We start from the raw sequence: 20,499 nt of genomic DNA on the forward strand, positions 1-20,499 counted from the left end.
GGTTCTTCCTGTTGGTTGTTCTCACACACGTCAGTTCGGCGTTTCCGCAGCAACGAGGGCACGGTCTATCATTTCACCGAGCCCCTTGAGTTCGCTGCGAACCCTGTCCCAGTCTGGTTCGCTGACTTTCAGCAGATCTTCCAGTATACCCGCCTGCCGGGTCATCAACGGATAGCCCATAGCTCCGGCCGTACCCTTGATCTGATGAGCTTCGGTTTTTATGGCCTCACGATCAGCGTCTGACAACGCGGCCTCCATACGCGCCTGCCGCGCGGCCAGGCCGTCAAGAAACTGTGAGACCAGATGGGCAATGTCGGCATCATCATCGGAGTCCGAGCCCGAAACCGAACCGGTGCCAAGCAGTCGGTCCAGCAGCGACGTCAGGTGAGACTGGTCAATCGGCTTGTTCAGCACCCCGTCACAACCGGCTTCGAGCAGGGCATCGATTTCCTGCTGATCGCCAGCCGTAAAGGCAATCACCGGCCGGCGGAACCCGGCCTGGCGCAGCAACCTGGTAGCAGCGACGCCATCCATGCCGGGCATATGTCGATCCATAAGTACCAGATGAACAGTATCTGACAGCGCTGTCCGGACCGCCTCTTCACCACTGGTAACCGCCACCACGCCCAGCCCTTCACGGCGCAGCATGCGCTCCACCAACTGGCGGTTTTCGGTATTGTCTTCGGCAACCAGGACCTTGCCCTGATAGCGCTGCGAAGGGGTGGGGGCAATCTCAGAACTGACCGACAGATACCGGGCCAGGGTTTCATAGAACCTTTGCTTGTCGATAGGTTTTGCCAGATGCTCACTGCAGCCTGCCAGCCGATAATCGGCAATGTCTTCGGACATCACATTCGCAGTCAGGGCGATCACCGGCGTATTCACCCCGGCTTCCCGCAGTGCCGCTGTCGCATCACGGCCATTCATCACCGGCATCTGGATGTCCATCAGTATCAGATCAAAGGATTCGCGAATGGCCAGCTCCAGGGCCTCAGCCCCATTGTTCACATGGACCAGTTCCGCGCCGGTTCGCGACACCAGCAGGGAGACGAGACGCCGGTTCACATCGTTGTCTTCGGCACACAGAATACGCCCGGACAGTCTCGGTGCCACCACCATCGGTATGGCCCTGCGGCGCTGGCTAAGCTCCGACGCATCACGCAGGAAATGGACCTGATCCAGGGGCCCGGTCCGGATCGACAGCTCAAATTCGCTACCCTCACCATAGGTGCTGTTAACCCGGATACTGCCACCGAGCATTTCTGCCAGGCGCCGCGAGATACTGAGCCCGAGGCCGGTCCCGCCATACTGTCTGGAAATGGCGGCGCTGCCCTGGGCAAACGGATCAAAGAGCCTTCCCAACTGTTCCGGCTTCATGCCAATACCGGTATCCACAACCCGGGCCACCAACAATTCCTCATCGCGATTGCAGCGGACCACCAGGGAAATGGAGCCTCTATCAGTGAACTTGAGGGCGTTGCCGCACAGGTTGATGATGATCTGACGAAGCCTGGTGGGATCGGTACGGACCTGCTCCGGCAATGGATACTCGCAGATGATGCTGAAATCCAGCCCCTTTTCCCGGGCCCGGGGGGCAAAGAAAGCGCGAATTTCATCGAGAAGTTCCGGCAGATTGACCGAGACAATATCCACATCCAGTTTGTTGGCGTCGATCTTCGAATGATCGAGGATGTCATTGACCAGGTCCAGCAGGTGGCGCCCGCTGCGTACCACGGTCTCGGCGCTGCTTCTTTTCTCTGGTTCGCTGAGGTCCGGATCGAGCAGGGTTTCACCGTAACCGATGATCGCCGCCAGCGGTGTTCGGATCTCATGGCTCATATTGGCCAGGAACTGGCTTTTCGCCTCCGCCGAGTTACGGGCCAGTTCCTTCTCGAGCCGCTCCTGCTCGCGCTCCCTCTCGATTCTCAGCCGGTTGTGACTTTCGGTAGCATCAATGCAGGTTCCTTCCAGATGGGTCGGCTCGCCCTCGGTGTCATAAACCGTATGCAGTGAGATGGTCGCCCAGCGCTCGTCGCCATCGCGGGTCAGGTACCGGGCCTCAATGCCTTTTACCGTTCCCCGAGCCTCCAGTTGTTCGATCACCAGGCGCCTCAGGCGGTTATCGGCGATGCAGGTTTCCAGCACGTCCGGGTTGCGTTTGAGCAGTTCGCGGCTGCTGTTGTAACCCAGCAAACGCGCCATGGCCGGATTGGCGGTGACGAAACGCCGGTCCGGGGACATCTGAAAGACCCCCTCAATGGCATTGTCGAACAGCGATTGGTAGCGCTGAAGATTCGACAACGCCCGCTGACTCCAGCCCAATGCCTCGCCCTGAACCTGCTTGATCCTGTCGGCCAGCGCAAACGAGAACAGGATAATCTGGGCGGTCAGGCCAAACTGGGGCGAGTACGCGGTAAAGGTGTTCAGAGGCAGTATGCCCATCACCGTCAGGGCGTAAATGCCAAAACCCACCAGCGCCAGGGTCCAGGCGAAAAAGTAGGAGCGGGCCGCGGGGTTGTAATAACGCCAGGACAGGTAACTGACGACGATCAGAATCAGGCTCAGCAGTATGGAGCCAACCACAATCCATTCCATGGCCACGTGATAGGGCAGGAACAGCGACAGCACAAACGTTGCGACCACCGAATAGAGGCAGAGGCGGATGACCTGATCAAGGTCGGCAGACCGCTCCCGTGTCTCCAGCAACGACCGGGCCATCAGCAGTCCCCAGAACCAGGTCAGAATGATCTGGAAGTGCAGAAACTGCTTGTCGAAAAGGGCAGGCCGGCTATCGAGCAACTGGATACCATGAACCTGTTCGGTAAAGATAAAGATGGTCGCGAACACCAGGTAGAGCACGTAATAGATGTTGCTCCGCTCACGCACCGAGACTGCGACGAACAGGTTATAGGCGAGAATGGCGAGCACCGCACCAAGAAGGATGCCCCGCACCAATTCATCCACCGAGACTTTTTCAATATAGCTGTCCGGGTGCCACAGGCTGATCGGTAAACGGAAGGTGTTGGTATTGACCACCCGCAGATAGACATGGCTGAGTGTATCCGGCGCCAGGGACAGGCGGAAAGTGGGATTGGGGACCGCGAGGTCCCGTTCAACCCAGTTATCTTCATAACCGGCCTGCCGTTGCTCAACCAAAGTGCCGTCGCGGACCATAAACAGGGCGACTTCATCCACCAGTGGCAGGGCAAGCTCCAGGATCCATCCGTTCTGATCCAGGTTGCGGGCGGAACGCAGATCCAGGCGCACCCAGTATGCGGACTCGGTGTAGCCGAAGTTCAACACGCCGCTTTCGTGGCGGGTAAAGGCTCCTGATTCCAGTTGGCGAACCTGGTCCAGGGTCAGTGCCTGCCCCGGATCCTCGAGGTACCAGATACAGCCACCCAGATCACGGATACTCTCGACACCGCCATTCAGGACAATCTCGCCATCACGGCAGGCCCCGGCTGCACTGGCCAACGCCGGCATCATGGCCGAGGCCAGGAACAGCAGGGCCACCATCAAAGACGTCACCACTGGGAGCGCCAATTCAAGCCGTTGCCGCAAAATGTGATCTCCGCGAGGGTAGATACCGGTTTTTTGTTTTACTGTCAGTAGCCGCACCGGGGCTATACCGTCCCGGTGACTCACTTTAGCCGTTTACACCGTTTTTCGCATCCCGGGGCCATCTGAAATGAGACATTCCTGCATTTTCGCCGCTGTTTCCATGATCACTCTTGTCCTGAGTGGCTGCGGACTTGAGGACACCGGCCCTACAGCGTTCAATCCCGCTACCAATGTTGATCTGACGTTCTCGAGCTTTGACCTGGAAAACACCGAGGTGGCCCCGGACAACCTGAGCAATACCCGGTTCTGGGACTTTTACCGGGGCATCCAGCCCTCGGGGGAAGATTCCGACGACCTTGATACCACGAGCGAAATACGCAGCCACATCGAGATATTTATCCGTGCCACAGCAGCAGAGTCCGGCACGAGTTATGACAGTGTGCGCAACCCTCTGGACCTGATGAACCAGGTGCTCGCCTCCGGCGAAGTGACCAATTTCCAGGAAGGCAAACGGTACATTAGCCAAAGGATTGCCGATGGCGTCGCGGGCACCTACAACACCCGGGGTAACGGCGCGCAGATCCGGTTCACAGACCAATCGGCGGTGATTGCCGATCTGCCGCTGAACGACCAGCTCTGGATCTACCCCACCCTGGACTGGCGTTACCTGCCGGATGGCCCGGAAGGCTCGGATCTGGACAACAAGGTGTATCGCACGATCCAGTACGTCAGCCGCAGTGTTGAGGAAGAGGAACAGGCTGCCCAGCCGGAGCTGGTCAGCGTGCTGGCAGGCAGCCGCTTTGATGCCAGCAGCTTCGTCACGCTGGGCTATAGCCCCACCGAGTTCGCCACAGCCGACTATCTCAGCCGAAGCTACGGCAGTATTGAACTGCGCCAGGATTTCATTAACGAAAACACTGACACCCTGTTTATCAAGAATGACGAATCCGAAGTGATCAAACTCGATCGCTATCCCGGCTACACTCGGGAAAACAATCATCCGGACTGCCTCAGGATCGAGCTGGACTACAACATGGAACTGGTCAGGATTTTTGCATCGGACGGAGAGCCGGCCCGCATTGACGATCCTGACTCAGCGGACGAGCAGGACACCATTGCCAATCCTGCCAACTGCACCTATCAGGAAGACGCGGACGCTATTACCAGTTGGGCAACAGTGGCTATTTCCGAGCGCTAGTTTCCGTCGCCGTCCCTCAGATCCCAGTTTTGCAGGAAGCCTTTCTTGCGGTCGATCATTCGCTCGTAGGTGGAGATCATGATGGCCGCGTGGGGTGCTTTGACAAGACGCAGGGTTTCGATCCGGCGTTCAAGCCGTTCAACTTCCGATCGCACCTGCTGGTGCACGTGATTGCGAACGCTGTCGTGATGGTCCAGCTTTACCTCGCGCGAGGCTGACTGGTGGCTGGGGGGCGTGGGCTTGTTCATTCGGCTTCTCGTCCATTGAGTCGTGATAGATCCTTCTCCCATCACTTGAGTCTGCACAACTGTCCGACAAAGTGCAATTAAAATGAATAGAGTTTCATTTTTCTTTGCAGCCTCGCCAGGCCTCTATCCATTCAGACGACAGAAGCCCTGCTATAGTTCCCTGTAGATACGACATTACCCACCGACAGGAGCTCCCATGACCCAGACATCCGTGGCGGATACCCTCCGTGAATATCTGTCGCTGCTGGAACTGCTGGACGACGCCTACTGGGAAGCCAGCAGCATTCACCACAAGGACATGCTGTACGACATCATCAGCATCTTCAGCCAGGAAGTCGCCGAGATAAACAAGCTCAGCATCCAGGACCATCACTACCCCTACGAGGTCATTACCGAAGGCATCCGGCGGGTTGTGCCGAAACTGGAGCGTCTCGATGAAAACCGGGAGGACGTGATCCAGCGGACCCAGACACTAACGGATTTCCGCGACATCCTGTCATCCGTGCTGGGCATCCTTGAAGCCCAGCTGAGGACCTTGTAAGAGCGTCGCCTCAGGCGGCGATCATGGGACGTCGATGCTCGGGTATCAGCGGGAAGCGGTTACCCACGGTATACACGAACTTCGCCAGGGCCGGCAGGTGATGGCCGACAATCGGGATACCGGTGTTCAGCAGACTTACCGAAATATCACGGGCAGCGTCTGCCCAACACAGCTTATTGATCAGACCAACGTGACCAAAGGCAAACCGGCTGTTCTGGCCCCAGAGCCCCATCGGATTGCCGCCGAGCATCATGCCGGCGCTAAAGCGCATGGGTATCATCATGGTGCGATCTATCTGCAGGGAACCGAACTGCTGAATGGCCCGGCGAATGGTGATTTCACTGCAGATTCGCCGGCCGTTCCAGAGCCCTCCATTCAGCATCATCTGGAAAAAACGACCCATCTCTTCCGCAGTCCCGCACAGATTTCCCGCCGGGATCACCGCTTCCTGGAACCGGGGATCATTGGTGACCTGCTCAACCGTCCGGATATCACCGCCCAGAGCCCGGTTGACCACCCAGGAAACCGGGAAACGGGGCGTTGGGCCGGTGGCGTAGTTACAGGCAAGATCATTCAGGTGCTCCGGCGCAATACCATAGGTAAACCACTTCATACCCATGGGCCGACGCAGGTGCTTGTCCAGATAGTTCTCGATGGTATCGCCGGTCACGCGCTCCAGTACCCGCTGGAGAACAAAGCCACCGGTGATGGCATGATAGGCTACCTTGGCACCATCAACCTCCACCGGTCGGGCTGCGCATAGCAGGCGCCAGACTTCGTCGTTGTCCCACAGCACATCAATTGGCGTTTCCCGCGAAATCGCCGGAATGCCACCCCGGTGAGAGAGAATCTGATGAACGGTGATTGTGCGCTTGCCGTTAACCCCGAACTCCGGACAGTAGTAGGACACAGGATCCATCAGGTTCACCAGCCCCTGTTCTGCCAGCATGTGCATAAGCAATGCGGTAACGGCCTTGGAGGCAGAGAAGTAGCAGATCGGAGTATCGGTGGTCATCGGGACTTTAACCGCATCTCGCGGGTCGTGAGGGCCATTGCCACTGGCATGACCAATGGCCCGGTGCAACACCTGCTCGCCCTGGTGGCGAATGGAGATCTGGATACCCGGATGCACGCCGGTCCGGTAAAGGCTCTGAACGCTGCGCCATAGGGCATCAACCGTCTCTTGGCTGACGCCCGCAGCAGCCGGGTTTTCACCAGCATCATCCCGGAAAGTCACGGCTTCAAGATCCTTGGGAATCTCGCTGGAGTGGAGGGCACGGCGGGCAAGTCGGTTCATCGCGTAAAACCTTTATCAGAACATCTATTTTTATTGTAGCTTCGACTCTTGCTGCCCAAACCACATTGGCCGGGCCGCAATCGGTTCAACGTCAACGCTTCCACTCTTGATCTTACTATTCATTATGGACCTGGTCATGCAGGTGCGCCATGGTCACGCAGTTGCGGCCCCGCTTCTTGGCCAGATACATCGCCCGGTCAGCTGCGGCACAGAGGACGGCAGCACCCTGACCATGATCCGGATACACGGATATGCCGATACTGATGGTCAGCGGGACTGTCCGGCCATCCCCCAGCGGCTGCGGTGTTTCCTCGACCTTCAAACGCAAACGCTCGCCCGTCTCATAGGCCTTGTCCAGGTCCATTTCCGGCAACGCGATGACGAACTCCTCACCCCCAAAACGGCCAACCGAATCAACACTGCGGACGCTGGCCAGCAGAAGACGGCTCATGGAGCGAAGGACCGAATCACCGGCCGCATGACCATAAGTGTCATTCACTTCCTTGAAATGGTCGAAATCGATCCAGAGCACCGCCATGGGACGCTGGTAACGCCGCGCTCTCTGAAGCTCCTCCTCCAGCACCCGGGACATCTCTCGTCGGTTCAGAAGCCCGGTCAGAGGATCCCGGGTCGCCATCTGTTCGAGTTCGCTTTCCAGGGCTTTACGGCCGGAAATATCCAGAATGATGCCCTCAAGGTGGAGAGATCCGTCTTCCCCGCGAACCCCCCGGCCACGCTCCCAGACCCAGATCCGGCTGCCGTCCTTGCGGGTGACTTCGTATTCCAGAGAGAATGACTCTTCCTTTTCCAGCGCCACTCTGACCTGTTCGAACAGTTGCTGGTTGTCGGCATCGCTGACCAGGGCCGCATAACTGGTGACACAATTGTCTACCAACTCATTCGGCTCAAATCCGGTTAGTTTGGCACAACCCTGGGAGACAAATTTCATGGTCCAGTCACGATCGTACAGGCAGCGGTAGGCCATACCCGGAAGGTTGTCCATCAGGATCTGGAGCTGGCGCTCCCGTTCGCGGAGTGCTTCCCGTTGGCGGTGCTGGAGCTTCAGCAGAACCCGATCCTTGGTAAGTTGGCGGAGCATCACGGAAAACAGGATGACACCGGTTATCAGAACAAAGAAAGAACCTTTCCAGGTCTGGATAACGGATAAGGTTTTCGGGTCAGGAAACCACGCCTCAGCCAGGCTGTCGGAAAACGCGATCCAGGCAAAACCCGCAAGCAGATAGGCCAGCGCCACCCAGCCAGCTCGCCGCAGGGGTGTCCGGTTATCGTTCAATCTGTTGGTTCCCTGAGATTTTGGCCACGAAGGCTCCATCAACACACAGCCGTCATGATTGGATATTTATAATGTACGAAAAATAGTCATAACGGGGCTTTAAGTCGAGAGCCAAATGTCATGCACGGTTAAATCCGCCGAAAATCTTACCCGTCCTCCAACCCGGACAGTTGTTGCAGTGCTGTTTAGCTGTTTTAATTCCCGGTCTCTGACCTATTTTCGGAGCCGAGCATGACGCCTGGCATAAACGCTGCGCTCAAAGCCGCTGTACCCCATACAATCCATGAGTACGACCACGATCCAGCCAGCGAGAGCTATGGCACCGAGGCCGCGGAGAAAACGGGCGTGGATCCGGCACGGGTGTTCAAGACTCTGGTTGTAGCCATCGACAGCAAGGAGCTGGTTGTCGGCATCGTCCCGGTAACCACCATGCTCAACATGAAACTGATTGCCCGAGCAGCCCAGGGTAAAAAAGCCGCCATGGCTGACAAACAGGCAGTTGAAAGAACAACCGGCTATGTTCTGGGTGGTGTCAGCCCCCTGGGGCAGAAGAAGAAGCTGAAAACCTTTATCGACGACTCAGCCCTGGGCTTCGATACCATTTTCGTGAGTGCCGGGCGACGCGGCCTGGAGATTGAACTCGCGCCCCGGGACCTGGCAGCACTGGTAGACGGCGGTTTTTTCCCACTCCACCAGGAGTAACTTTTGAATCACGCTACAGACCTGTTGCTGATTGGCGGCACCATGCTTCTGGCCCTGGCCGCACACGGTATCGGCCAACGCATACACGTTCCCAGGGTCACCCTGTTATTGTTGCTTGGCGCGCTTGCCGGGCCAGAACTTCTGGACCTTCTGCCAACGGGGGCCGACGCCCACTTCGGATTTATTACCCAGTTAACCCTGGCCATGGTCGGCTTCCTGCTTGGCGAACGCATGGCGGTAAAGAACCTGGCGGAAGGCCGGGAGGCCGTGATTGTGAGCCTCGCGGTCACCCTGGTAACGGCGGCCTTTGTTGCCGCCGCAGTCTGGCTGATTACCCGGAATCTTCCCGCCGCGCTGCTCCTGGGGTCTATCTCAACTGCAACCGCCCCGGCAGCCACACTGGATACGTTGAAAGAAGCTGGCGCCAACGGCCCGCTAACTCGGCTCGTGTTCCAGGTCGTCGCGATTGACGATGCCTGGGGCGCCATCCTGTTCAGTATCTGCCTGGTCGGCGCACAATTACTTCTGGGCGATGGCGGTGACGGGCTTTCGACCCTTGGGATCGGCTTTCTGGATCTTGGCGGAGCGGTTCTGCTCGGCATTGCTCTGGGTCTGCCCATGGCCTGGCTCACCGGCCGCCTGCGGCCCGGAGAGCCAATGCTGCTGGAGTCTGCCGGCTTCGTCTTCGTGGCTGCCGGCATCGCTTCGTTTCTTGGTCTCTCCTACCTCCTTACCTGCATGACGCTGGGTATCGTAGTGGCGAACCGGGCAAGGCATCACGTGCGGCCATTCCGTTCGATTGAAGGCATTTCCGAACCGTTCCTGGCCCTGTTCTTTTTCATGGCCGGCTACCAGCTTGAATGGGCCATGCTGCCAACTCTCGGCGCCCTTGGCCTCGCCTATGTTGCCGCCCGGATTGCAGGCCGGTTGGCCGGCGGACGGTTCGGTGGCTATCTGGCTGGTTCCGCGCCTCATACCCGCAAACGGATTGGCGCCTGCCTGATGCCCCAGGCCGGCGTTGCCCTTGGCCTGGCACTGCTGGCAACCGAACGATTGCCGGAGCTGACCTATATTCTTCCCCTCGTGATCGGTGCAACGGTGATCTTTGAACTGGTCGGGCCGCCGCTCACCCTGATCCAGCTCAGGCGGGCAGGTGAAACCGGCAAGGGCTATCAGAACGAGCCAGACGAAGACTGAGTGCCTGGTATGGCCACAAAAAAACCGGAGAACCCGCCAGGGTTGTCCGGTTTTTTGAGGGCATCCGGCTGTTAAACCGGATGCTACCAGGCTGACTTACTTCACGGATGCACGGGCATCTTCGAGAATCTTGTTCAGTGTGGCGCTCGGCTGCATCACTTCGCAGACCTTCTCCATCGGCGGGTGGTAGTAGCCACCGATTTCCGCCGGGTTGCCCTGAACCACGGTCATCTCTTCCAGGATCTTTTCCTTGTTCTCTTCCAGCTGTGAAGACAGCTTGGTGAAGAACTCCTTCAGCTCCTTGTCGCTGTCCTGACTCGCCAGCTCTTCTGCCCAGTAACGGGCCAGGTGGAAGTGGGAACCACGGTTGTCCAGTTCACCGGTAACCCGGGACGGAGACTGGTTGTTTTCCAGCAGACGCTCGGTGGCCTTGTCCAGGGTCTGACCCAGCAGGCGCGCACGCTCATTGTTCTGCTTCTCGCCCAGCTCGTCGAGGGAGACCGCGGTGGCCAGGAACTCACCCAGGGAGTCCCAGCGCAAGTGGTTCTCCTGGATCAGCTGCTGCACGTGCTTGGGCGCGGAACCGCCGGCACCGGTCTCGTACAGGCCTCCGCCGTTGAGCAGAGGAACGATGGACAGCATCTTGGCACTGGTACCCAGCTCGAGGATCGGGAACAGATCGGTGAGGTAGTCTCGCAGTACGTTACCGGTCACGGAGATGGTGTCGAGGCCGCGAATCAGGCGCTCCATGGTCCAGCGGATAGCACGAACCGGGGACATGATGCGGATATCCAGCCCCTCAGTGTCGTGATCCTTCAGGTAGGTGTTTACCTTATTGATCAGCTGGGCGTCATGAGCACGCTCGTCGTCCAGCCAGAACACCGCCGGCATGCCGGTGGCACGGGCACGGTTGACGGCGAGCTTGACCCAGTCACGAATCGGCAGGTCCTTGGTCTGGCATGCGCGCCAGATATCGCCTTTCTCGACGTTGTGCTCGGTCAGCACGGTACCGTCTTCGGCAACAACGCGAACGACACCGTCTTCCTTGATTTCAAAGGTCTTGTCGTGGGAGCCGTACTCTTCGGCTTTCTGAGCCATCAGACCAACGTTCGGCACGGTACCCATGGTGGTGGGATCGAAGGCACCGTGGGTCTTACAGAAGTTGATCACTTCCTGGTAGATGGTGGCGTAGGTGGACTCCGGCATGACCGCCTTGGTGTCCTTAAGCTTGTTGTCCCGGGCCCACATCTTGCCGGAGTTACGGATCATCGCCGGCATTGAGGCATCAACAATGACGTCGCTGGGGACGTGGAGGTTGGTGATACCCTTGACCGAATCCACCATGGCGATTTCCGGACGGTGCTCGTAGCAAGCGTGCAAGTCTTCCTGGATTTGCTCCTGTTTGGATTCCGGCAGTTGCTTGATCTTCTCGACCACGCTGGACAGGCCGTTGTTCGGGTTCACGCCGATCTCGTCGAAGAGCTCGCCGTACTTGTCGAACAGATCCTTGTAGAAAACCTTCACCGCGTGACCAAACACGATCGGGTGGGAGATTTTCATCATGGTGGCTTTCACGTGCAGGGAGAACATGACACCGGTGTTCTCACAATCGGCAATGGCGTCCTCGAAGAACTTCACCAGCGCCTTCTTGCTCATGAACATGCCGTCCAGAACTTCGCCTTCCTGCAGCGGCAGGTCGGATTTCAGAACCGTCTGCTTGCCCTGCTTGTTCTCGAACACGATGTTGGCTTTGGTAGCCTTGTCCAGAGTTACGGACTGCTCGCTGGAGTAAAAGTCACCACCGCGCATGTGGGCCACGTGGGTGCGTGAGGCCGGGCTCCACTCACCCATGGTGTGCGGGTATTTCCGGGCAAACGCTTTTACGGCAGTCGGCGCACGACGGTCGGAGTTGCCTTCACGGAGCACCGGGTTAACGGCACTGCCCAGAGCCTTGGCGTAACGGGACTGGATTTCTTTCTCTTCGTCTGTCTCAGGATTCTCTTTGTATTCGGGAAGCTTGTATCCCTGCTCGTTCAGCTCTGTGATAGCCGCCCGTAGCTGCGGAATAGACGCTGAGATGTTCGGCAGTTTAATGATGTTGGCGTCTGGGTCCTTGGTGTATTCACCCAGTTCGGCCAGGGCATCCGGAACCCGCTGATCTTCCTCCAGATAATCCGGGAAGTTCGCCAGAATACGCGCCGCGAGAGAGATGTCGCTGGTTTCGAATTCAATACCAGCCGGCTTGGCATAGGTTTCCAGGATGGGAAGAAGCGACCGTGTTGCGAGAGCTGGCGCCTCGTCGGTCAGTGTGTAGACAATCTTGGCTTTGGATGATGTCATTTTCGTCCTCAGGCTAATGGGTGGGTTCAGGACGGTCATGGCGGGGTCAGACGTCTTTTGAACGCCCGACCTGAGCAATGACTGATTAGGAACTTTTGATAGACCTACTAAGATACCATTTTTTCGTTAATTTTGGTTAAGATCTTAGTATAAGAACGGACTAAAAATGCCTGATCTTCGGTTACAAGACGATGAAATGGAGGGAATTTACGAAACTTTCTAACATTGGACATTCGGGTAGAGCGGCAGAGGAACCGGGCCTCTCGATATGCCTCCGCGCGGTCAATCTCAACAGCATTTTTGTCGACAAAATCAGGAGAGTAGGTCGGATTAGCCAACGGCGTAATCCGACAACCACCCTCAGATTTCAGCCCCTCATTCGGGCAACAGCCCAACCGCAGCCAACCGATCCCGAATATGGTCCAGGGCCTCGGGATTGCCAAGAGCATCCCTGTTGTCCGCCTTTTTCGAGCCGTTGATCAACCGGGCAACCGCCAGTTCCACCTTCTTGCCACTGCGGGTGTACGGAATATCGTTCACCTGAACGATGTGCTTGGGCACGTGGCGTGGGCTGGCGCCTTCGCGGATTCGGCTCTTGAGCTGTTTCAGCAGGTCGTCGGTGATGGCCTGGCCGTCAGCCGGAACCACCAACAGAACCACTTCCACGTCGCCGTCGACCTGACGTCCCACCACTAGGCTGTCTTTGACCTCAGCCACGGTTTCCACCTGGCGGTAGATTTCCGCGGTACCGATTCGAACGCCGCCCGGGTTCAGGGTGGCATCAGAGCGGCCATAGATGATGGCCCCGCCGTGTTCGGTGAACTCGATGAAATCACCGTGGGCCCACACGCCCGGGAAGGTGTTGAAGTAGGCGTCGCGGTAGCGCTCGCCATCCGGATCCTGCCAGAAGCTGACCGGCATCGATGGCAGCGGCTGACGGCAGACCAGCTCGCCGCGGCCTTCGCTGACCGGCTGACCATCGTCGCCGTAGGCGACCGCGTCGACGCCCAGGAAGCGGCACTGGATTTCGCCACGACGAACAGGCAGAAGGGGTGTTGAGCCGACGAAGCAGCCGCAGATGTCCGTGCCACCTGCAATGGAGCCGAGCAGGGCGCCGGGAGCGCCATCGCTGTAGACCCAATCATAGTCTTCCGGCAACAACGGTGAGCCGGTGGAGAACACCACCCGAAGCTTGCTCTGGTCCAGGGTTTTTGCGGGCTGGAGCTCGCCTTTCCGGCAGCCGGCGATGAAGCGGGCACTGGTGCCAAAATGGGTGACCTTCTCTTCCGCCACAGTGTCCCAGAGGAAGTTCAGGCTCGGATAGCCCGGGGAGCCGTCAACGGTGATCACCGCTGCGCCTGTCATCAGGGCGGAGGCTTGCCAGTTCCACATCATCCAGCCACAGGTGGTGAAGTACAGGAACCGGTCCTCGGGACCAACGTCGCCATGGAGCATCAATTCCTTGGCATGGTTGACCAACAGGCCGGCGTTGCCGTGAACGATGCACTTGGGTTTGCCCGTGGTGCCGGAGGAATACAGGATATAGACCGGGTGGTCCGGGGGCAGCGGAGTGAACGAGGGCGCATTACCTTTGCCGTAGGCCAGGACGTCGTCCCAGGTGGTAACCAGATCCCCGCCAATCGGGGGCTCGTCCGGCAGTTGCTGAACACTGACCACAGATTTCAGAGTGGGCAATCCTGCAATCAGCTCTGCGAAGTCCTGCTGGCGGGCGAAAACCTTGCCGCCATAGCCGTAGCCATTCACCACGATCATTGCTGCGGGCTCAATCTGGCCAAAACGATCGAGAATGGCGCCAACACCAAAATCGGGAGACGCTGAACTCCAGATGGCGCCGAGGCTCGTCGCTGCCAGCATACCAACCAGGGCTTCGTAGCCATTGGTGACCACACCAGCCACTCGATCGCCCTGTTGAATGCCTTTGTCACGCAGGAAGGCTTCCAGGGCACCCGCGTCAGCCTTGAGCTCGGCGTAGGTGCGGCGCAGCACAGGGCGGGTTTCACAGTAAGCTACCACCGCCTCGCGATTGGCGTGCTCGCCCTCCGCCAACCGAAGCAGGTTGGCGGCAAAATTCAGTTTCATGCCCGGGAACCATTCGGCGCCTGGCATTGCACGCTTGCCCAGTACTTTCTCGGCCGGGGTATCGCAGACCAGGCCGCAGTAGTCCCAGACTTTCTGCCAGAAGGTTTCCAGCTCATCAATAGACCACTGGTGCAACGCGTGGTAATCAGCAAACGGACCGAAGCCCTGCTGCTCCAGCCAGGCCTTGAACTGGCCCATGCGGGAATTGGCCAGGGTGTCTTCCGACGGAGACCAGACTACCGGTGATTGTTCTTCATTGCTCATCCATATCTCCTGAATGTTACTGCATATGCCAGCCGTGACTGACCACGATGGACTGGCCAGTCAAAGCCGCAGAGGGGAATGCAGCCAGATGAACCGCCAACTCTGCCACGTCTTCCAGGGTGGTGAATTCGCCGTCCACAGTGTTCTTGAGCATAACTTTACTGATCACTTCCTCTTCGGAAATGCCCAGCTCCTTGGCCTGTTCCGGAATCTGCTTATCCACCAGGGGCGTGCGCACAAACCCGGGGCAGATGATGTTGCTCCGCACCCCGTGTTCCGCACCTTCCTTCGCCACCGCCCGGCACAGCCCCAACATGCCGTGCTTGGCCGCCACATATGGGGCTTTCAAGGGAGAAGCCTCCAGAGAATGCACCGACCCCATATAGAGCATGGTGCCACCGCCACTCTCGTACATGTGCTTGAGTGCCGCGCGAGTCACCAGGAATGCGCCATCAAGATGCACATTCATGACTTTGCGCCAATCGGAATAAGCAAGCTTGTGCACCGGATCAATGTGCTGGATGCCGGCGTTCGCGATGGCGATATCCAGACCACCCCACTGTTTAACCACAAAGTTGACGTTTACGTCAACTGCATCTTCATCGGTCACGTCCATTTCGAGGGCGATGGCAGTACCGCCGGCCTGCTCGATGGCAGCTACGGTGTCCTGTGCCGCCTCGAGTGTCAGGTCAGCCACAGCGACCTTGGCGCCTTCGCGACCGTAGGCCTCGGCAATGGCCCGGCCGATGCCACGGCCGGCACCGGTAATCAAAGCAATCCGGTTTTCCAGACGCATGGTTATTTTCTCCTTAGTCGTAAGCCACGCTGGGCAGCCAGGTCGCGATTTCCGGAACCACGAACACAATAGCCAGAGCTACCAGCTGGATAATGATGAACGGAATAACGCCGCGATAAATATCAGTAACGGCGATCTCCGGTGGCGCCACACCCTTGATGTAGAACAACGCGAATCCAACCGGCGGCGTCAGGAAAGAGGTCTGCAGGCACATAGCAAACAGGATGGTGAACCAGACCAGATCAAAGCCGAGGCTTTGCACAACCGGCGCAACCAGCGGCAGGATAATCAGGGTGATTTCCACCCAGTCCAGGAAGAAGCCGAGCAGAAAGACACCAAACAGAATGGTAAGAACGACGCCGTAGGGGCCAAAAGGCAGACCCAGAAGGGCATCTTCTATCACCTGGTCACCACCAAGCCCCCGAAGCACAACAGAGAACGCAGTCGCACCCAGGAAGATGGCGAAAATGAACGCGGCCGTGCGCGTCGTCTGCTGCATGGACGAGTTCAGCACGTTCAGGTTCAGTCGGCCAGACATCAGTGCCAGCAGCAGAGCACCCAGGGCACCCACACCGGAAGCCTCCGTTGGAGTAGCTATGCCGGCAAAGATGGAACCCAATACGCCCAGAATCAACGCGGCGGTTGGCACTACCGCCTTTGCCACTTCCCAGACGATGGCCCAGCTCACTTTTTCGGTACCCTCAGGCACCGGCGCAATATTCGGCTGCAGCATGGGGCGGATGATGGCGTAGGCCACATACATGGCGCCCAGCATCAAACCCGGAAAGAACGCGCCCATAAACAGGTCGCCCACGGAAGCCTCAGGAACGGCGAGGCGATCCGCCATCAGGACCAGCATGATGGAAGGCGGGATGAGAATACCCAGGGTGCCGGTTGCACAGGCAGTGCCCACGGCAAACCCCTTGTCGTACTTGTTCTCCATCATCACAGGCAGGGACAGCATGCCCAGCAGTACCACGGAAGCACCGATAATACCTGTGGTCGCTGCGAGCAGAACACCGATGACAATCACCGTCACTGCATAACCGCCGCGAACGGCACCAAACAGTTTGACCATGCTGTTCATCAGTCGCTCGGCCACGCCGGACTGGTCAAGCATGATGCCCATGAATATGAACATGGGCAGGGCCACAAGGGTTTCGCTGTTTACGACCTTCCATATCCGCTCAGGCACCAGCCCCATGGAGGAGGAATAATCAAACCATAGATTGGCACCGAAATTCTCAACGGCAATGACACCGACGACAGTCCAGATAACTGCAGTGCCACCCAAGACCCACGCAACCGGATATCCGGTCATCAGCAACGCCCCGAACGTGAGGAACATGCCGATTACGAAAAGGGTTTCAAGCTCCATCAGGACGCATCCTCTTTCTTGTTATCCCCGGATTCGACCCGGATTGGCTTCGGAAAGCCGAAAAGCAGGGCAGTTACTTTCAACAGGCGAGACAGGGCAGCCAGAATCAGAAGCACGAACGAAAATGCCAGAACGCCCTTGAGAATCCAGCGGTACGGGAGGCCGGCAGGTGCCTGACTGGTTTCGCCCTGCTCCCAGGAACTGATGGCGTAGGGAATCATTTCGTAAACCGCCAGCCCGAGGAACGGCAACAACAGGAAGACCAGGCCCAATAATTCAATCCAGGCCTGGCCTTTGAGAGACAGCCGCTCATGGATGACATCCACCCTGACATGATCATCCGTCACCAGGGTATAACCCAACCCCAACAACCAGCCTGCGCCGGCCAGGTGCCACTGGACCTCTTCCAGAGTGACCGACCCCATGCCAAAGGCGTAACGACCCACTACGGCGTAGATGATCACGCCGGTAACCACAATCCAGAGCCAGGACGCAGTCTTGCCTATTGCAGAAATGACACCGTCCACAACCCGGCTAAGCCCGGTTGTTGGAAACTCCGTGTGATGATGAATAAATTGCCCGGCGTCCGACGCCGATGCCCGCACACCTGGCGGTGAGCCTTTATCAGACACTGTCATACAACAGTTCCTCGTTCACAAAGCCTGCCGTGAAACAAGGATGGCCCCGCAGGGCCATCCAGACTAAATAAGAGAGCACCAGAATTGCCTCCGGTGCTCTGGGTCAGCCCCGAACCTTAGAGGTCCGCCGGTACATAGGCGCGGGTATCCCACACCTTGTAGGATTCCATGAACTCCTGCTGGCTCTCGTAAACGCGTTTGAAATCGGCATCCTTCGACGCTTCTTCCTCAAGCACTTCCTCGGTCACGTCCCGCAGCTTGAGCAGAACATCACGGGGAATCTGGTCGGCCTGAACGCCCTTGTCCTGGAACTCGGCCAGAACCTTGCCGTTCTTGTACTCACCCTCGGCCAGACCGCGAGTGGTCGCCGCAGTACAGGAAGCTTCAACCAGCGCCTTCTGAGCTTTCGTGGCACGATTCCACTCATCCTTGTTAATCAACATGTACTGTGCCGTGAACTGCTGGTGCCAGCCGGGGAACAGGTTGTACTTAACCACCTGATTGAAGCCGAGGATCTGGTCAATAGCCGGCATGGAGAACTCAGTAGCATCAATGGTGCCTTTCTCCAGCGCCTGGTAAAGCTCGCCGCCCGGCATCATGGTGACGGAAGCGCCCAGCTTCTCGAGAACCTTGCCACCCAGGCCAGCGAAACGAATCTTCAAGCCTTTGTAGTCTTCCAGTGTTTTGATGGGCTTGGAATACCAACCCGCCGTTTCAGGCCCGATGATGCCGCACAGCTGTGCGTGTACGTTGAAGCCTTTGTTGGCATAGGTTTCCTGCAGCATTTCATGACCGCCACCGTAGTAATACCAGCCAATGTAGGCGGGTGGCTTCATACCGAACGGAACAGCGGCAAACAGGGGAATCGCAGGCACTTTGCCCTGGTCGTAGCCGATCCAGGTGTAGCCAGCAGAGACCTTGCCGTCTGAGACGGACTGCAGGATGTCGAACGGCGGAACCAGCTTGCCGGGCTCATAGACACGGACCTGGATGCTGCCATCGGAGGCGGTAGTGAGGTTGTCCGCAACCCAGGCAGCGGGAGAACCGAGGCCCGGAAGGTTGGTAGCGAAGGCTACGGGCATTTTCCAGCGCAGATCGTCTGCGAAAGCGGAACCCGTGGTGAGAGCAATCGCACCGGCCACACCGGTGAGAGCCTTGAGAAGTTTCATTGGCAAGTCTCCTAACTTTGTTGTTTTGTCTGGCCTGGCGGCTTACAACCTGAAAGGCCTGATCTGAGTATAGTCAGAGAATGCAGGAACAGACGGACAGGATAATATTTGGGGTCCAACAGTTGGCGCCAGTCTTGTTCTCTGCATTGTTCTGACGTCCTGCACCTCGGATGTTGCAGACACTATGCCAGAATAACTTTATTTATTTAATTCAATTAGTTATGGAAAAACAAAGAGGTCGGCGAGAAAAGGATTGTCCGAAAAACCAGACAGCATTAGACATCAGTCGTACGTGGTTGTACGGATAATCAGACAATCGTCCGAATTTCAGGACAGTTTGGCCAGTTTCTCGTAAAGGACGGATCTGGAGATGCCCAAGAGCTTTGCAGCACGGGTGCGGTTGCCACGGCTCGCCACAAGGGCTTCTTCAATGGCCTGGGCCTCGGCCTCAGCCAGAGTCCGGGATAACGGCCTGACCGGTTGCGAAGCCAGAGAGGAAACCGGACGGGTTCCTCCGCGGGGCAGAACCTTGAAAATGGCGTCAGCATCCAGCAGCCCGCCCTCTTCACCCATGGTCATCGCGCGCTCCAGAACGTTTCGCAACTCACGGATATTACCGGGCCAGTCGTAACTGCCCAGAGCCGATACACCAGCATCCGTAATCTCTCCGCGCAACTCCAGTCCTTCGCATACCTCTTCAAGCAGTGCTTCGCAGAGGACACCAAGATCCGCCAGACGATCCCGCAAAGGCGGGATGGGAATCTCCAGGACATTGAGACGGTAATAGAGATCCGAGCGGAAATTACCCTCGGCAATCATGACCTCAAGATTTCGGCTGGTAGCGGCAATAACCCTGACATCCACCGAAACCACCTTGTTGGAGCCGAGCGGCTCGATCTCACCCTCCTGCAAGGCGCGCAGGAGCTTGGCCTGCAACGGCAGGGGCATATCGCCCACTTCATCAAGGAACAGGGTGCCACCGTTCGCCAGCTGGAACTTGCCCTCTCGGGTACGACGATCCGCGCCGGTATAGGCTCCCGGGGCGACACCAAAAAACTCAGCCTCAAGAAGATTGTCCGGAATCGCAGCGACATTCACGCCCACGAAGGGTTTTTCAGCACGGCCCGAAACCGTGTGGATAGCCTGGGCAAGCACTTCCTTGCCGGTGCCAGTCTCGCCCAGCAAAAGCACCGGCATGTCACGACCAGCGGCCAGACGTGCCCGCCGTTTGACCTCCAGCGCTGCCGGGCTGGCGCCGACAAAGTCACCCAGGCTGTAGCGGGTACCCCGCGCCTTTTTCGCCAATGCCTTGCGCGCGGCAGCCAGATCCTGGTGTAGCCGCCGGTATTTTGAAACCAGTGGCGTCAGGGGCTGGAGATCATCGTAGAGGACAAACGCCACCGCACCGACGATTTTTCCGTCGTCGTCATAGTAGGGCAAACGGGTTACCACCAGCTGCTGCTGGTTGTGTTCCATGATGTCCAACAACAGGGGTTTGCCGGTTTCAACCACCTCCGGCATCCGGGTATGGGGGATGAGTTGGCGCACCGGTTTACCAATCACCTTGGAGGGGTCCCCGAGGCCGAGCAGGTGCGAATAGCTGCTGTTGATCCAGGTAATCCGGGCACTGCAGTCCACGGCGATGGCGCCGGCGCTGGCTTCCTCGAACATCGGAAACAGGGCCTCGATCAGGTCTCTGGTCAGGCCACTTTTATTGTTGTCAGAAAACAGCTGTGTCATGTACCGCGCACCAACGGGTCGAATGTCATTCAT

15 protein-coding genes are annotated in these 20,499 nt (G+C 57.9%); 4 read left to right on the forward strand and 11 right to left on the reverse strand.

The window, feature by feature from the left end:
- Positions 1 to 30: 30 nt before the first annotated feature.
- Positions 31 to 3,564 (reverse strand): response regulator, encoded by a 3,534-nt coding sequence (locus tag FMN52_RS09180; RefSeq protein WP_148608360.1) that lies wholly within the window; start codon positions 3,562 to 3,564, stop codon positions 31 to 33.
- A 127-nt stretch (positions 3,565 to 3,691) separates the two neighbouring features.
- On the opposite strand from FMN52_RS09180, the gene FMN52_RS09185 reads away from it, so the two are divergent.
- Entirely contained in the window at positions 3,692 to 4,762 is a 1,071-nt protein-coding gene (locus tag FMN52_RS09185; protein WP_148608361.1) for a hypothetical protein, read from the forward strand.
- Here the strand turns inward: FMN52_RS09185 and FMN52_RS09190 are convergent.
- Entirely contained in the window at positions 4,759 to 5,010 is a 252-nt protein-coding gene (locus FMN52_RS09190; RefSeq protein WP_148608362.1) for a hypothetical protein, read from the reverse strand. The two genes, FMN52_RS09185 and FMN52_RS09190, sit on opposite strands and share 4 nt — an antisense overlap.
- A gap of 196 nt (positions 5,011 to 5,206) precedes the next feature.
- Here FMN52_RS09190 and FMN52_RS09195 point away from each other — a divergent pair, with 196 nt between their 5' ends.
- Positions 5,207 to 5,551 carry a hypothetical protein gene (locus FMN52_RS09195; protein ID WP_008176786.1) on the forward strand — a complete coding sequence of 115 codons (345 nt, stop codon included), beginning with the start codon at positions 5,207 to 5,209 and terminating at the stop codon, positions 5,549 to 5,551.
- A 10-nt stretch (positions 5,552 to 5,561) separates the two neighbouring features.
- Here the strand turns inward: FMN52_RS09195 and FMN52_RS09200 are convergent, their stop codons facing one another.
- Both FMN52_RS09200 and FMN52_RS09205 read right to left on the reverse strand, forming a co-directional pair.
- Entirely contained in the window at positions 5,562 to 6,848 is a 1,287-nt protein-coding gene (locus FMN52_RS09200; RefSeq protein ID WP_148608363.1) for a serine hydrolase domain-containing protein, read from the reverse strand.
- 115 nt (positions 6,849 to 6,963) lie between these two features.
- Positions 6,964 to 8,142 carry a sensor domain-containing diguanylate cyclase gene (locus FMN52_RS09205; protein ID WP_240339442.1) on the reverse strand — a complete coding sequence of 393 codons (1,179 nt, stop codon included), beginning with the start codon at positions 8,140 to 8,142 and terminating at the stop codon, positions 6,964 to 6,966.
- Between the two features lie 231 nt (positions 8,143 to 8,373).
- Between FMN52_RS09205 and ybaK the strand changes: the two genes are divergently transcribed.
- Both ybaK and FMN52_RS09215 read left to right on the forward strand, forming a co-directional pair.
- Positions 8,374 to 8,844, forward strand: coding sequence for a Cys-tRNA(Pro) deacylase (ybaK, locus tag FMN52_RS09210; RefSeq protein ID WP_148608365.1), 471 nt, complete (start codon positions 8,374 to 8,376; stop codon positions 8,842 to 8,844).
- Positions 8,845 to 8,847: 3 nt separating this feature from the next.
- Entirely contained in the window at positions 8,848 to 10,041 is a 1,194-nt protein-coding gene (locus FMN52_RS09215; RefSeq protein ID WP_148608366.1) for a cation:proton antiporter, read from the forward strand.
- A 96-nt stretch (positions 10,042 to 10,137) separates the two neighbouring features.
- Here the strand turns inward: FMN52_RS09215 and FMN52_RS09220 are convergent, their stop codons facing one another.
- The 7 genes from FMN52_RS09220 to FMN52_RS09250 all read right to left on the reverse strand — a co-directional run bounded on the left by FMN52_RS09220 (position 10,138) and on the right by FMN52_RS09250 (position 20,466).
- Complete coding sequence (locus FMN52_RS09220; RefSeq protein WP_148608367.1) at positions 10,138 to 12,381, reverse strand: NADP-dependent isocitrate dehydrogenase; 2,244 nt, start codon at positions 12,379 to 12,381, stop codon at positions 10,138 to 10,140.
- A gap of 375 nt (positions 12,382 to 12,756) precedes the next feature.
- Positions 12,757 to 14,745, reverse strand: coding sequence for an acetoacetate--CoA ligase (locus FMN52_RS09225; protein WP_148608368.1), 1,989 nt, complete (start codon positions 14,743 to 14,745; stop codon positions 12,757 to 12,759).
- 16 nt (positions 14,746 to 14,761) lie between these two features.
- Positions 14,762 to 15,541: a 3-hydroxybutyrate dehydrogenase gene (locus FMN52_RS09230; protein WP_148608369.1), complete on the reverse strand. Its 780-nt coding sequence runs from the start codon at positions 15,539 to 15,541 to the stop codon at positions 14,762 to 14,764.
- 13 nt (positions 15,542 to 15,554) lie between these two features.
- Positions 15,555 to 16,919, reverse strand: a complete 1,365-nt coding sequence (locus tag FMN52_RS09235) for a TRAP transporter large permease subunit (protein WP_148608370.1) — start codon at positions 16,917 to 16,919, stop codon at positions 15,555 to 15,557.
- Positions 16,919 to 17,557: a TRAP transporter small permease subunit gene (locus FMN52_RS09240; protein ID WP_148608371.1), complete on the reverse strand. Its 639-nt coding sequence runs from the start codon at positions 17,555 to 17,557 to the stop codon at positions 16,919 to 16,921. The genes FMN52_RS09235 and FMN52_RS09240 overlap by 1 nt, the downstream gene beginning before the upstream one ends.
- 116 nt (positions 17,558 to 17,673) lie before the next feature.
- On the reverse strand, positions 17,674 to 18,726 hold the full coding sequence (locus FMN52_RS09245; protein WP_148608372.1) for a TRAP transporter substrate-binding protein: 1,053 nt from the start codon (positions 18,724 to 18,726) through the stop codon (positions 17,674 to 17,676).
- Positions 18,727 to 19,053: 327 nt separating this feature from the next.
- A complete protein-coding gene (locus FMN52_RS09250) occupies positions 19,054 to 20,466 on the reverse strand; it encodes a sigma 54-interacting transcriptional regulator (RefSeq protein ID WP_148608373.1) in 1,413 nt (470 codons plus the stop codon).
- Positions 20,467 to 20,499: the final 33 nt, after the last annotated feature.

The organism is Marinobacter sp. BW6, from assembly GCF_008107725.1.
GTDB lineage: Bacteria > Pseudomonadota > Gammaproteobacteria > Pseudomonadales > Oleiphilaceae > Marinobacter.

What these genes read in the sequence shown, in the direction of transcription:
- FMN52_RS09185 (WP_148608361.1), top strand. Translation starts at nt 3,692, where the DNA reads ATGAGACATTCCTGCATTTTCGCCGCTGTTTCCATGATCACTCTTGTC.
- FMN52_RS09190 (WP_148608362.1), bottom strand. Translation starts at nt 5,010, where the DNA reads ATGAACAAGCCCACGCCCCCCAGCCACCAGTCAGCCTCGCGCGAGGTA.
- FMN52_RS09195 (WP_008176786.1), top strand. Translation starts at nt 5,207, where the DNA reads ATGACCCAGACATCCGTGGCGGATACCCTCCGTGAATATCTGTCGCTG.
- FMN52_RS09200 (WP_148608363.1), bottom strand. Translation starts at nt 6,848, where the DNA reads ATGAACCGACTTGCCCGCCGTGCCCTCCACTCCAGCGAGATTCCCAAG.
- ybaK (WP_148608365.1), top strand. Translation starts at nt 8,374, where the DNA reads ATGACGCCTGGCATAAACGCTGCGCTCAAAGCCGCTGTACCCCATACA.
- FMN52_RS09220 (WP_148608367.1), bottom strand. Translation starts at nt 12,381, where the DNA reads ATGACATCATCCAAAGCCAAGATTGTCTACACACTGACCGACGAGGCG.
- FMN52_RS09225 (WP_148608368.1), bottom strand. Translation starts at nt 14,745, where the DNA reads ATGAGCAATGAAGAACAATCACCGGTAGTCTGGTCTCCGTCGGAAGAC.
- FMN52_RS09230 (WP_148608369.1), bottom strand. Translation starts at nt 15,541, where the DNA reads ATGCGTCTGGAAAACCGGATTGCTTTGATTACCGGTGCCGGCCGTGGC.
- FMN52_RS09235 (WP_148608370.1), bottom strand. Translation starts at nt 16,919, where the DNA reads ATGGAGCTTGAAACCCTTTTCGTAATCGGCATGTTCCTCACGTTCGGG.
- FMN52_RS09240 (WP_148608371.1), bottom strand. Translation starts at nt 17,557, where the DNA reads ATGACAGTGTCTGATAAAGGCTCACCGCCAGGTGTGCGGGCATCGGCG.
- FMN52_RS09245 (WP_148608372.1), bottom strand. Translation starts at nt 18,726, where the DNA reads ATGAAACTTCTCAAGGCTCTCACCGGTGTGGCCGGTGCGATTGCTCTC.
- FMN52_RS09250 (WP_148608373.1), bottom strand. Translation starts at nt 20,466, where the DNA reads ATGACACAGCTGTTTTCTGACAACAATAAAAGTGGCCTGACCAGAGAC.